General features: G+C 35.4%; 13 protein-coding genes and 1 pseudogene. 10 read left to right on the forward strand and 4 right to left on the reverse strand.

What is annotated here, in order from left to right:
• The 6 genes and pseudogenes from OZD68_RS01200 to OZD68_RS01225 all read left to right on the forward strand — a co-directional run.
• Positions 1–931: pseudogene (locus OZD68_RS01200) on the forward strand (transposase); the annotation flags it as partial.
• A gap of 349 nt (positions 932–1,280) precedes the next feature.
• Positions 1,281–2,606 carry a ribosome biogenesis GTPase Der gene (gene der, locus OZD68_RS01205; RefSeq protein WP_182309783.1) on the forward strand — a complete coding sequence of 442 codons (1,326 nt, stop codon included), beginning with the start codon at positions 1,281–1,283 and terminating at the stop codon, positions 2,604–2,606.
• Positions 2,603–3,124, forward strand: a complete 522-nt coding sequence (locus OZD68_RS01210) for a disulfide bond formation protein B (protein WP_182309784.1) — start codon at positions 2,603–2,605, stop codon at positions 3,122–3,124. The genes der and OZD68_RS01210 overlap by 4 nt, the downstream gene beginning before the upstream one ends.
• Entirely contained in the window at positions 3,099–3,641 is a 543-nt protein-coding gene (locus OZD68_RS01215) for a demethoxyubiquinone hydroxylase family protein (protein ID WP_182309785.1), read from the forward strand. Before OZD68_RS01210 ends, OZD68_RS01215 begins: the two co-directional genes overlap by 26 nt.
• Before the next feature lie 580 nt (positions 3,642–4,221).
• The gene (gene mraY / locus OZD68_RS01220) at positions 4,222–5,202 is read left to right on the forward strand and encodes a phospho-N-acetylmuramoyl-pentapeptide-transferase (protein WP_182309786.1); all 981 of its coding nucleotides are present in this window, start codon (positions 4,222–4,224) and stop codon (positions 5,200–5,202) included.
• Positions 5,203–5,208: 6 nt separating this feature from the next.
• Positions 5,209–5,805 carry a ribonuclease HII gene (locus OZD68_RS01225; protein ID WP_182309787.1) on the forward strand — a complete coding sequence of 199 codons (597 nt, stop codon included), beginning with the start codon at positions 5,209–5,211 and terminating at the stop codon, positions 5,803–5,805.
• Between the two features lie 14 nt (positions 5,806–5,819).
• On the opposite strand, the gene virB9 is transcribed toward OZD68_RS01225, so the two are convergent.
• From virB9 to OZD68_RS01240, 3 genes are all read right to left on the reverse strand, one after another.
• Positions 5,820–6,605: a P-type conjugative transfer protein VirB9 gene (gene virB9 / locus OZD68_RS01230; RefSeq protein ID WP_182309788.1), complete on the reverse strand. Its 786-nt coding sequence runs from the start codon at positions 6,603–6,605 to the stop codon at positions 5,820–5,822.
• Positions 6,606–6,790: 185 nt separating this feature from the next.
• Positions 6,791–7,246: an outer membrane lipid asymmetry maintenance protein MlaD gene (gene mlaD / locus OZD68_RS01235; protein ID WP_182309789.1), complete on the reverse strand. Its 456-nt coding sequence runs from the start codon at positions 7,244–7,246 to the stop codon at positions 6,791–6,793.
• Between the two features lie 2 nt (positions 7,247–7,248).
• Positions 7,249–7,563 carry an NADH-ubiquinone oxidoreductase subunit NDUFA12 family protein gene (locus OZD68_RS01240; RefSeq protein ID WP_182309790.1) on the reverse strand — a complete coding sequence of 105 codons (315 nt, stop codon included), beginning with the start codon at positions 7,561–7,563 and terminating at the stop codon, positions 7,249–7,251.
• Positions 7,564–7,627: 64 nt separating this feature from the next.
• Here OZD68_RS01240 and OZD68_RS01245 point away from each other — a divergent pair, with 64 nt between their 5' ends.
• The 3 genes from OZD68_RS01245 to purF are packed head-to-tail and all read left to right on the forward strand — an operon-like array spanning position 7,628 to position 11,662.
• On the forward strand, positions 7,628–9,094 hold the full coding sequence (locus OZD68_RS01245) for a proton-conducting transporter transmembrane domain-containing protein (protein ID WP_182309791.1): 1,467 nt from the start codon (positions 7,628–7,630) through the stop codon (positions 9,092–9,094).
• A gap of 53 nt (positions 9,095–9,147) precedes the next feature.
• Positions 9,148–10,251 carry a rod shape-determining protein RodA gene (rodA, locus tag OZD68_RS01250; protein ID WP_182309792.1) on the forward strand — a complete coding sequence of 368 codons (1,104 nt, stop codon included), beginning with the start codon at positions 9,148–9,150 and terminating at the stop codon, positions 10,249–10,251.
• Between the two features lie 25 nt (positions 10,252–10,276).
• Positions 10,277–11,662 (forward strand): amidophosphoribosyltransferase, encoded by a 1,386-nt coding sequence (purF, locus tag OZD68_RS01255; RefSeq protein ID WP_182309793.1) that lies wholly within the window; start codon positions 10,277–10,279, stop codon positions 11,660–11,662.
• A gap of 19 nt (positions 11,663–11,681) precedes the next feature.
• Here purF and OZD68_RS01260 read toward each other — a convergent pair whose 3' ends face one another.
• Positions 11,682–12,146 (reverse strand): DNA-3-methyladenine glycosylase, encoded by a 465-nt coding sequence (locus OZD68_RS01260; protein ID WP_375138389.1) that lies wholly within the window; start codon positions 12,144–12,146, stop codon positions 11,682–11,684.
• A 132-nt stretch (positions 12,147–12,278) separates the two neighbouring features.
• On the opposite strand from OZD68_RS01260, the gene OZD68_RS01265 reads away from it, so the two are divergent.
• Complete coding sequence (locus OZD68_RS01265; RefSeq protein WP_182309794.1) at positions 12,279–13,349, forward strand: TomO hydrophobic C-terminal domain-containing protein; 1,071 nt, start codon at positions 12,279–12,281, stop codon at positions 13,347–13,349.
• The last annotated feature ends 203 nt before the right edge of the window (positions 13,350–13,552 follow it).

A 13,552-nucleotide genomic window follows, 5' to 3' on the forward strand; every position in this document is an offset into this window, starting at 1 on the left:
AAGCAAGGTATAAGATTTGCCATACAGGCTTTCAAGAATTTAAGCATCCAAACAGCCTATCAGGATGAACCTGAGTTGGAGAGGCTATAGACTTATTGCAGCAGATGGTTCTGGTATGAGATTACCCAGCTCTGGGGAAATTGTATCCGAGTTTGAACCAAATGGAACAACAGGCACCATTGGCAATTTGTTTGTTGATTTGTGTACTTCATTGATTTGCAGTGCTCGTCTTGCAGCTTGGAATATAGGTGAACAAACGTTGGCGGCAGAGCAATTACCCGAAGTTATCACTCAAATGCGTTTATTAAATCAAGAGAAATTATTATTTATCTATGATCGTCTTCAGTAAAATTCATTCAGCAGCATTATGATTTGGAAGTAGATTTTATTTTTCGCTTGCAAAAAAGAAATTATAGTAAGCTATGGGAACGCTGGCGAATTAGATTTTGATTTTATATTAGAAAATGAAAAGCTAAAAAATAAAATGAAAGGACAGAAAGTAAGAGTTATAGTGCTGACATTAGCCAACTGAGAAACAGAGTTTTTGACCGAGACTTTGGAGCAAAGCTTATGTGTTAAGGTGGCACATAGAGGAGTGCTATAAACGACTCAAAGTAGGAGCAGAGTTAGAGAATTTTTCTGGAGAGGCTGTATTACAAGCATTTTGGGCAAACTTGGTCATGTGCAATATATTATCGCTTCATATATGTGATGCACAAGGGCCTTGGAACCCAGATCAAATTACTGAGTATCTTTTAAATTTTTCAGTTTTATTTGGTGTAATGAGGCAGAAACTCTATCAGGTACTTATTGCGCCAAAAAACTTTCAAGCCCTTTTTAAGTATACGCGCTAAAGTTAAAATCCGACCGGGACAGCCGCAATAAAGCAGATAAGCCTAAACGCCACCATGTCTTTAGGAGAGTTTGCTAATGAAAGTTCTTAAGTTGACGTCATTGACTGTTCCGATTCGTTATATGACATAAGAGCACCATATATTTCATGCAATCTATTTGAGATGTTTTTTCCATATGTTGATTAATATGCCAATATATTGTCGTCTCTTCCGAACACTCTGTATCTTTATGTATATGATTTTGTTGCTTTAATTCTTCTCTATCTACACTCTCTATTTGCTCTGACACTAGCATAACTACCTCATATTTTACATAACGAAATAAAAAAATTCTAACTGTAGTATGCTTATATAATCTACGAAGTCAATAGTTAAATTGAAAAGTTTCGGTTATAATTTACTTCATATAGAGCATGCCCTTGAATTATGCTAAAAATCGCCATAGTAGGCCTACCAAATGCTGGAAAATCGACCCTATTCAACAGATTAGTAGGAAGAAAAGCAGCAGTAGTGAGTAACATTCCAGGAGTGACAAGGGATAGGCGAGAGGGAATGGGTAGAATTAGCGATTTGGAGTTTAAAGTTATAGATACAGGAGGATGGAACGACCAAACTAGTTTTTCACTGCAAGTTATTGAGCAAATAGAGTTTTCTTTATCCAGTTCAAACATAATTTTCTTTCTTGTTGACGCAAAAGTGCAAAATGAGCGAAATAAAGAGTTTGCAAAGTGGCTGAAGAGAAAAATAAATAAACCTGTGATACTGATAGCAAATAAATGCGAGAGTCATAAATCCGAAAATGTTGATTATTTGCAGTTTTTTGATTTTCTTGGCCCGGTGTATATCTCTGCCGAGCATAATCTTGGCATGGTTGATCTTTATGATGCATTAGCTGGTGTTATTGAAAATTTTAACGAGAACACTGAGTTACCTAACAATGAACTGAGTAGGCTGAGGATCGCGATCATCGGCCGTCCGAATGTTGGAAAATCAACTTTTTTAAATGGTTTACTTGCAGAAAACAGACTAATAACAAGTTCAGAGCCAGGTACCACACGTGATTCTGTGGATATTACATATGATCATGATGGAGAGTTAATTACTCTAATTGACACTGCCGGAATCCGCAGAAAGGCGAATGTTGTAGATGGCTTAGAATCAAGATTTGTTGAGAAAAGCATGGAATCAATCAAGCGCTCTCATGTGGTAATTTTAATGCTAGACTCCCTAGTTGGTATTGAGCAGCAGGATTTATCAATTGGTGAAGCTGCAATTAAGGGAGGGAAAGGGATTATTGTTGTTTTAAATAAGTGGGATTTAATAGGTAAGGATGACAGAAGCAGGTTAACAAAATTTGTCAAACAACAGGAAGTAACCAGGTTATTCTTGGAAGTGCCAACTATAACAATTTCTGCGTTAAAAGGCATGCGCTGCGGTGATGTGATAGATAAGTGTCTTGAAGTGAGTGAATCCTTGAATAAGAAGATCAGCACTGCAAAACTGAATAAGTGGCTCATAGATGCTGTAGGAAAACATTCTCACCCTCTTGTAAAAGGCAAAGCAGTTAAAATGAAGTATATCGCTCAAATTGGTACTAAACCTCCAGCTTTTTCTTTGATATGTAACATACCTGAAAGTGTTGATGAAAGTTACAAACGCTATTTAATTAACGATCTCAGAAAAAATTTCTTTGCAGACGGTGTGCCAGTTAGATTGCTTTTGAAAAAAAATAAAAATCCCTATGTAAAATGAATACTCTGCTTTATACTTTCAGGGATAATTTACTTAAAGTTATGTGTAATAATTCCAGAATTCCTGCAATCTTTCTGCTGTCGAGTGCCGCTGCTCTAATTTTTGCATATGTGCTAGAATATTTTTTCAACATGCTGCCATGCAAGTTATGTACATACGAGCGAATGGTTTACTATATCGCCGGATTACTTGCAGTAGCGTGCATGCTTAAAGACAACAAAATTCCAATCTATGCAATGTTTTGCAGCTACCTCATAGGTGCAGTAATATCTTTTTATCATATAGGTCTTGAACTCCACTTATTTCATGATGTTTTAGGTTGTACAGAGCAAGCAAGTGGTAACGTTAGTATAGAAGAGCTCAGAAATAATCTACTAAATCCTAATTACTCTCCATCTTGTGACAGACCTCATTACGTTCTAGGTGTTTCCTTAGCAACATGGAATCTAATTTATCTCATAGTAGCTCTGTTCGTATCAGGTAAGGTGTATTGTGGAGAAAGAAAGAAATCTAAATAATTTAAGGTACAGCAACAATCAGTTCTTGCAACAGGCAATTAGAGTAGATCACGCTGGAGAATATGGAGCTATTTGCATTTATTCTGGTCAAAAATTTATTCTTAAGAAATCTTCTATAATCAATGAAATAATTGAAATGGAAGAGCAGGAAAAAAAGCATTTTCACTATTTTAATGAGAAAATCAAAGAGCAAAAAGTTCGTCCTACTGTTTTGTTGCCTGTTTGGCGTGTTTTAGGAGTGTCGCTTGGCGTTGCAACTGCCATTATGGGCAAAAAAGCTGCTATGGCTTGCACTGCTGCAGTTGAAGAAGTTATCGGGGAGCACTACAAAGAGCAAGTTTCACATTTAGAAGATGGGGAATTAAGAGAAACTATAAGTAAATTTCGCGACGAGGAGTTAGAGCACAAAGATATTGCAATTCAGCACAATTCTGAAAGCGCATTTGGCTACAACATTTTATCATCATTCATAAAAACAGGCTGCAAAACTGCTATTTACTTGTCTAAGTTAATTTAACTAAGCAACTTTCTTAAAGTGTTTTAAATGTTCTGATAACAACAGAAACCAGGAAGGAATTCAAGTGTAACAATTATTTTATAACTATATTTACATATCACCATTATTAATAAATAATTAGCATTTGTAAATTAAATACATCTAAAGTATAGACTGCAAAGGAGGCAAAAGTGCGTTTTAATTTAGAAGAGGGAAATGCTCTTATGTAATACCTGCCACAGGTTCACAACTGTACGAACATTCATTTTTGAAGGTAAATTGCACAGCAAATGGTGTCATTCCAGTCTGGAATCCAGAAATTTTGCTTATAACTGAGCTGATAAGCTAAAGGTAATTGTCTTACACTAAAACAAACGTTTTTAATTAAGTTGCATAGAACCAGTGTCTGGGCACTGGGATGACACCCCACTGGTGGTCCAAACTACAACGTTCGTACAGTTGTGGATTCCAGACTGGGATTACACCCTACTGATGGGCCCAAATCACAATGTTCGTACAGTTGTGGGTCAGGCTATAGGATGACAGAAGTTGACTTTATTAGCTATAGGTGGTATGACACTTAGTCAATTTAAGTAAGCAGATGATCTTAGCTACAAAAATATTTTTTACCTCATTTGTTTTTGGGTTTATTCTTTTTCCCTATTTTATAAAGCTTCTAAAAAAAATAAGCAAAGATGGGCAACCAATTAGATCATGTGGACCAGAAAGTCATTTAATAACAAAAAAGAATGTACCACCTATGGGCGGAATAATAATACTGATTTCTTCTTTATTACCAATTTTACTCTGGGCTCAGTTAACACCAGAAATTTTGCTGCTGATATTGATAACTCTATTTTTTGCTCTACTTGGATTTATTGATGATTATTTAAAATTGAAGACAAATCACTATCGAGGTTTAAGTGCAAAAACCAAAATACTTATTCAGTTTATTGTTGCTCTGGTTGGTGTGTTTATACTTAAGCTATACTCTGCTGAAGGTTTTACAAAAACGTCCCTATTTAAAGGAGTAATAATAGATTTTGGCTATCTATATGTTCCGTTTGCTGCGTTTGTAATTGTCGGCTCTTCTAATGCTGTGAATCTCACAGATGGTTTGGATGGCCTTGCTGCAACTCAAGTCATCACTTCCTTTGCTTTTTTGGGGCTAATTGCATACATAACTCAAGCAGATATGAATATTACTTTATTCTGCATTGCATTTATAGGAGCTATTCTAAGTTTCTTGTGGTTTAACACACATCCAGCAAAAATATTTATGGGTGATGTTGGTAGCTTGTCGGTAGGCGCAGCTTTAGGGTTAACTAGTGTCCTAATTAAAAGAGAGATGCTTTTTGCCGTTATTGGAATAATCTTTGTAATAGAGACTCTATCTGTGATTATTCAGATATCATATTTTAAATATACAAAGTTTAAATATGGAAAAGGAGAAAGAGTTTTTCTTATGGCACCAATACATCATCACTTTGAAAAGAAGGGATGGTCAGAAAATGTAATCGTTATGAAATTTTGGATAATTTCTATTATCTGTTCAGTTTTTACTATAACTTTCTTATTATAAAAACCTATGAAATACCCAGACTTTACATTAGAAAATAAATTATCAGGAGTGATAGCAGGAGTGGATGAAGTTGGAAGAGGTCCGCTAGCTGGTCCAGTAATATCCGCAGCCGTAGTGTTTATTGATAGAAATACAATTATTGATGGAATCAACGACTCGAAAAAGTTGACTCCTCAATGTAGGCAAGTCCTATATGAAAAAATAACATCCGTTGCAAAATTTGGTATAGGAATGGCAAGCGTAGAAGAAATAAATTCATACAATATCTTGCAAGCAACAAAACTTTCAATGAAACGTGCGTTGATAGACTTGGATCTAGAGTTAGATTATGTGCTAGTTGATGGTAATCAACCACCTGAAGTGAAATGGCAAGTGAAATCCATAGTAAATGGTGATAATTTGAGTACATCAATTGCAGCAGCTTCAATCGTTGCAAAAGTTACGAGAGATCGGCTTATGCAAGAATTGCACAATAAGCATCCTGAATATAATTGGTATAAAAATAAAGGATATGGGACAAAAGAGCACCTTAACGCTATTGGCCTTTATGGAATTACAGAACATCATAGAAAAAACTTTGCACCCATATCTCTGGCATTATAGCCTTTAGATAGTAATCACTTACCTTTTTTGAAAGGCATGTTTTCATTAAATAGGCAAACTGTACTCGATCCATTCCTTAAGGTAAACACTGAACTTACCCTTTCGATTATCAGATAGTTGTCAACTGTACGGAAATTTACTAAAGACTCATATCCTGCAGAATCAACCATAAAAACTGCCGGGAAATCAGAGTTTATTTTATTGAATTGTAGATATGTAAATTTTCCATCATCAAAAACCTTGATTGGTATTATTGACTGACTGCCTTTAACGTGCGAGATGGAATAATTAAAATTTAAACCCTTCTTTACAACTTCAATATCGTTTATATCAGGGATAATGGTATGACTAGCTTGTTCGAGGATATCACCGTTATTTGTTGTGTAAATCTCATCACTGCTAAATAGTGGATAAAGAAACCTTACTTCATATGCTAATCTTGGATCATCTAGTCCAGTTGCTTCTTCAGCATGAAGTTCAAAGTAATAAACTCTTTTATTGGTAATTATAGTTGCGTTAGTATCGGCAATATCATCTATAGGCTTAATAAACAATCTGTTACCTTGAGGAAGGAGTTGCCAACCAGTTGAATCACCCATTGAAAGGTTTTGTATTACTTCCCCTGGTTCAAACAATATACTGGACTGATAACCATAAAAACCCGTATACTTATGTATAGCATGTGGGTTATAATTTATTACCTTTATGTGATTATCTCCAGCTATTGAACGTGGCTCCTGTTTTGCAAGTGCATCACTACCACAGAGGAACAATAGTACAGCAAACAGTAAACCAATCATAATATCAAAATAAATTAATCTTCATTTTATCATTGATAGACATGTACTGCAACTGTTAAGGCACTTTCTATACTATAAACCCCAAAGCAAGCGGTAGAAAAGGCAAGAAATAAGGCAAACTCCTTAAATACTTTAGAACTACAGGAGGCTTCATCTGAATGGTTACACTTGGAATCCTGCCATTTTCACTTTGTAAACATACCAATAATTTTGTCCATTATTCCACCCATATTTGCTTCAGCTTGAGTATACTCTATTTTACCACCGTGCAAGATTAGTTTAATATCTGATCCAGGTAATATATTAACAAATTTACTACCAACAACTCCACTGCTAGTGATCAGAACTGAACTATCAATTGGCAATTTTATGTCTCTGCTTATACACATGTCGATTCGTGCTACGTAGGTAGCTTTGTCAAGTGATACACCAGTTATGCTTCCAACGTCCACACCAGAGATCTTGACACTATCACCAACTCCTATACCGTTAGCGTTAGCAAAAAGACCATATATTTTATTGCAATCCTTATAGTTTTTCTTTATGTAAGATAGCTTATCAATAGCAAAGAAAATCAGAAAAATAGTGAAAATTAATACAAATAATCCAGCGGTTATTTCAAGTATATTTGACCTTCGCATCTTTAGTTATCAGGACTCCAGCTTTTATAGTAATTTTTCACTTTTTGGTTTGGATAGTATGCACCTTTTGTACCCGTTAAATTAGGAGTATGTTTTACTTTTCTTTTTTTATTATTAACTGGTACTACATTATCAGTATAGTGAAGCCATATATGCCATTCCGGAGGCACTGTTGTAGGCTCAGAGACACTGCTATACATAACCCACCTTTTTCCTTTACTTGATTCATAGTAAGAATTTCCATTTTCATCTCTTCCTACAAATTTATCTTCTCTTCGTAATAGGCGTTTTATTGCGTTACAAATTTTAGATAACATAAGTGTATTAAAACAAAAAGTATTATATATACTAATACTTTAACGATATATTAACAACAATTTAATGCAATTACCAATTTTACAAGTTATTATCCCAATAATTGCATCAATGTTTTGCTTTCTTGCCAAGAAACACAAGGTATCTTGGTTTATTTCTTTTATTGCAACAACAATCACTCTTATCATTTCATCAATACTACTCATTAAAACATATAAAGGCGAAATTATAACTTATCACCTTGGTGATTTGGCTCTCACGTACGGCATAGAGTTAAGAATCGACGTGTTGAACTCCTTGATTCTAACTTTGGTGAATTTTATAGCGCTGATTAGCGTGCTTTATAGCTTTTATATTAACGAAAAAGAAATTAGCAAAAACAAAATCACTGGTTTTTACTCTCTATTTCTACTGTGCTTAAGCGGACTGTTCGGGATTCTAGTAACAAACGACATATTTAACCTTTACGTTTTCTTGGAAATTTCATCTCTTTCTTCTTATGTATTAGTTTCAATGGGAAGGGATAAAAAAGCCTTGGTTGCAGCATTTGAATATCTAATTAGTGGAACAATAGGTGCAACATTTTATTTATTTGGCATCGGGCTCTTATATTCAATGACTGGAACGCTCAATATGTCTGACATGGCTGAAAGAATAGTTCCATTATACGATAACAACATCATAAAACTTGGCACGTTGTTCATTTTTGTTGGTCTCTCAATCAAAATGGCACTGTTTCCATTAAGCAGGTGGCTGGTTAATGCATATAGTGAGGCGCCAAGTTTCATTAGCATATTCTTTTCAGGCACAGTGACAAAAGTGATGATATATGTTTTCATCAGAATCTTTTATACTGTTTTTCATCAAAATTTTTTCTTGTTTAAGCCGCTACTGGACAATGTGATAATTATCCTCGCACTTTGCGCTATTGTATTTGGGTCGATATTTGCAATAACCGCAAAAGACATAAAAAGACTGCTTGCTCACTCTAGTATTAGCCAAATTGGTTATATAATTTTAGCACTGAGTTTTAACTCAAAAACAGGTGTATTTGCAGCAATTCTTCACATAGTAAACCACAGCATAATAAAAACATCTTTATTTATGGCTGCAGGATGTATTTCTTACAAATTTGATACAACAAAAATAGAGAATTTATCGGGACTCAAGAAATCAATGCCTTATACAGCACTTGCGTTCACTCTACTCAGTTTAGCATTAATCGGTGTGCCTTTAACAAATCGCTTTGTAAGCAAGTGGTATATAATGAAAGCAATTATCGAATCTCGCGCGTGGATTTCCCTGATAGCTTTTGCTGCCGGTTCTTTTCTTGCACTAATGTACATGTGGAAGATGGTAGAGAAAATGTATTTTGAAAATGATGCAACGTCACGCACTAGAATGACACTAGGCAAAATTAATGATGTGCCATTTCCTATGCTTTTCTGTCTATTGTTTATGGCAGCTTTAACAGTAGTAACTGGAATATATAGCACTCCAATTCGGTTAGTAGTTGAGAAGTTGGTTTTTTGATTTTTATCTTTGTTTCATATTTTACTATACTTTAAGGTTATAAGGTCTTTATTGTGGGTAGGCTGAAGAAGATTCATTGGTTATTAGTCATTAACGTGATAGCGCTGTTTTGCGTTGGCATTGTTGTTCAATACTCTTCTGCTGGAGGAAAGTGGGTGCCATTTGCGATTCACCAACTGGTCATATTTTCCTTCTTTTTCCTACTCGCTATAGCTATGTCATTCATAGAGCTAGATTTTTATTTGAAGTACGCCTACTTTTTTTATATAGCAGCAGCGATTTCACTATTAGCAGTAAATTTTTTTGGCTCACACATAATGGGTGCAACAAGGTGGATAAGAATTGGATCAATTAGTTTGCAACCATCGGAATTTGCAAAAGTAGGCTTAATACTTGCGCTTGCTCGCTATTTTGATAAGCAGAGTATGTATAAAATGATGGAATTTAAAAGATTGCTTAAGGCACTTATAATTATTTTCTTACCCGTGTTCTTGCTGTTAAAGCAACCTAATTTAGGCACAGCTATGATAATGTTATTTATAGGGATATCAATTATATTCACAACAATAATAAAAAGATCTCATTCAGTAATATGTGGAACTCTTGGCATTTTTGCAGTACCGGCTATTTGGCCTTTTTTACGTCCTTATCACAAGCAAAGGATATTGTCATTTTTGGATTCATCAGTGGATCCACTTGGAATAGGTTATAATGCGCAGCAATCTCAAATAGCTATTGGTTCAGGAGGTTTGCTTGGTAAGGGCTTTGTTAACGGAAGTCAAACTCAACTTGGATTTTTGCCGGAGAAACGTACAGATTTTGCTTTTGCAGTGCTGAGTGAGGAATGGGGCTTTTTAGGTAGCATGGCTTTAATTTTGCTTTATACCTCATTACTTGGAGTAATTTTCTCTATCGCTTATAGGTCGAAAAATTATTTTTCTAAGTCGGTATCTATCGGCATTTTCGCCTTTTTTAGCGCTCATTTTTTTGTAAACATTGGAATGTCAATAGGCCTCTTGCCTGTGATAGGCGATCCACTGCCATTTCTTTCCTATGGAGGAAGTACAACTGCTGCAAGCTTGATATGCATAGGATTATTGCTGGCAATAAAAGCAGATGAACAACAAAATGATTGTATTTTACCTATGCTAAAGTAGAATTAAACTTTACTTAATGGTTTTTATGCTAGATGAAATGCGTGAGGAATGTGGGGTATTTGGCATAAGTTGCAACCAAAGTGCTGTTTTTAACTCTATACTTGCTCTCCACGCTTTGCAGCATAGAGGTCAAGAGTCTTTTGGCGTAGTAACCAGTAACAACGATAAGCTGCACTCTTATCACTTTCAAGGTCAAGTGAGCAGCGTATTTGATGATATAGATGAAATAAAGAAATCCTTACCTGGAGATTGTGCAATAGGTCACGTTCGATACTCAACAAGTGGTAATAAGTTTGGAGTGCAGCCCATGCTTGGCAAAAGTGGCAAATTTGTGGATTTTGCCATAGCACATAATGGTAATTTAATTAATATTTCTCCAATACGCGAACAATTAATTAAACAAGAGTGCGTTTTTCAGTCAGATATTGATACAGAAGTAGTAGTGCATCTGACAGCAAGCGGTGAAAAAGATAGCTTCTTAGAGAGTTTTATATATGCATTAAAGCAAATACAAGGTGCTTATTCTTTTGTGGCAATCAATCAAGAAGTAGTTATTGGAGTACGTGATCCGTCTGGAATCAGGCCTCTTGTTTTAGGGAAGTTAAACGGTTCTTATGTTCTTGCATCTGAAACTTGTGCTCTTGATATAGTAAATGCAGAGTTTGTTAGAGAAATAGAACCAGGTGAGTTAGTCACCATTGATCGAAATGGTAATCTAGCTTCAGCATTTCCTTTCCCACAGAAAAAATCAAGTTTTTGTATTTTTGAATACGTTTATTTTTCAAGACCAGACAGCATAATGGAGAATAGGTCCATATATGATATAAGAAAAGAAATAGGAAGAATACTTGCAGAAGAGAGCCCACCAAAAAACAATATGGATATGGTTGTACCAATACCTGATTCTGGAATACCTGCAGCTATTGGATATGCAAAGCATTCAGGGTTACCTATGGAACTGGGAATAATTCGTAATCATTACATAGGAAGAACTTTTATACAACCAACTGCTGAAGTACGTAAAGTTAGAATAAAATTAAAATTCAATGCTAATAAGCACATTTTGAAAGGTAAAAACATAATTTTAATAGATGATAGTATAGTGCGTGGTAGTACGTTAACAAATATAATAGTTATGTTAAAGGATGCAGGAGTAAAAGAGATTCACCTCAAAATTTCAAGCCCACCAATTAAGCATTCTTGTTTTTATGGAATAGATACGCCAGAGTGCAAAGATTTAATTGCTGCAAATAAATCTGTAGAGGAAATTAAGGAAGTTATAGGAGTAGATAGCCTAGCCTTCTTGAGTATTGATGGACTATATCAGGCTGTTAAAGCAGAAAAGCGTAACAATGCTACACCACAATATTGTGATGCTTGTTTCACTGGTGATTATCCGATTGGCAAATAGTCTACGCAAGGTCTTAAGTTTAGAAAATCTTAAACCGCCAAAATTTCTCTTGGCCTTTACTAATTCCGATTCTCGGGGTGCAAATATAATCTGGTTTGAGGTAAGATTCATAAACACAAAATTCGTGGCTTATAGTAAGGTCCTGTTTGTTATGTTCTTTTGTAATATTTAATCTTTTACACAATATTCCTGGCCCACCTAAATTTGCCTCAAGCGGTTCAATGAGCTTTAATCCCCGTATTAACACTGCTGCTGGGAACCCTTCTGCTTCTGTTACAATATTTAAACAGTAATACATTCCATATATAAAGTACACATATGAAAACCCCGGCATACCAAACATTACTGAGGTTCGGTTAGTATAACCCTTAGCTGCATGACAAGCTGGGTCGCTCATTCCTATATAGGCTTCAACTTCGGTTATTATTCCACTAAAGTTAGAAAATTTCAGCATCTTTCCTAGTATAGCTCTTTTTACAATAATCCGAACAGATCATAATATGCTACTGCTCTACCATAGCCATAAGCACATATCTTATCCTATTCGGACTATTGCGAGAAGTGCTATAACTACGAAAAAAACGAATCTTATATTGTAATTGAAAGAGGAGAACTTATGGAGAATGTTGAAAAGGTAATGAATAAGCACTGCTTTACTAGTGGAAGCAGTAAAAATGCTCAAGAGAGTGTTACTAGCCCAACAGAAATTTCTGTGTGTCAGAGGCAAGAGCAAGTTGCTTCTAGCAATAATGAGACACTTGGGAATAGAGATGCGATTTCGGATAGCTCGATTATTGAGAGTATATCCAACGACACAGGAATATCGGCTGACCTCAATGAGGATCGGATTTATACGAGCACTCCTACTAAAAAGGGTAACAGAATCCTCACAGATAAGGATTCAACTGATCAGGAAGGTTTTGACGACCTGAGCATTATAGAAGAAGTGTTATGTGATAGTAGTAGGGCTTGCCACAAAAATGAGTCTAAAGGCAACTCTAAAGATTTGTTACAAGAGATTCACGAACTTAAAGTAGCATTAAAAATAACAGAAGAAATTAATTGTTTTCTGAAACAAGCAAATCTTCGATTGACCGAAGAAAAACTTCAGTTTGTGGAAGAAAAAAAAGATCTTCTAAATAGAAATAGTATACTGGAGAATAAGCTGTTCAACGTATCCAAAGAAAGAACAGAGAACGTAAGTAGATTTGGAGAAATTACTCAGTCCAGTGATGAGTGTTCCTGGAAATTAGAGAGTGAACAAGGACTGACACAAAGGATCGATGAATTGGGGAGAGCAGTTAACGAATTGATATTAGCAAACATTACACAAGAGGGCCTAATCAATATAAAGCAAGGTTATAGTAGAAGGGCTAGCAGCCCAAGTCAACCTCCTGAACAGTTCAAAGCAGTAAAATCTCAATTCTCAGCAGTAAGCGCTCATGGTAGAAAGCAAATAATTTATGCCTCTGCTTCTCTTATATTATCTGGAGCATTTGCCGTTGGCGCAAGTTTAACAATGTCTCATTTAGGAATATCTATTTCACTTGCTTTTACTGCATTGACTCTCCTTACATTGGGATGTTATTGTTCGTATAAGGCAAGTACGACGCTTAGGAATATTCAACTTGATCAAACTTTTAAAATGGCTGATCATGAAGCTGTTTTTGTGGTTCCTAGTTTATAACTGTTTGGAAAAATATATTGTTTTACTCCCCAAAAGATTTGGTGAAAAAGAGGTAGAGAGAAAGATGAAAGGGTCTATCAGCTCTCGGTGCGGCAGATTAATCTCTGACGGTGATATAGAACATTACTTGGTGCTCTAGACAATTGGCGAATAAAATTCTAGGCGTAGAAGGAGATATAGATGAAGAAAAGACCAAATTTAGT

The organism is Wolbachia endosymbiont of Drosophila bicornuta, assembly GCF_028982105.1.
Taxonomy (GTDB): domain Bacteria; phylum Pseudomonadota; class Alphaproteobacteria; order Rickettsiales; family Anaplasmataceae; genus Wolbachia; species Wolbachia pipientis.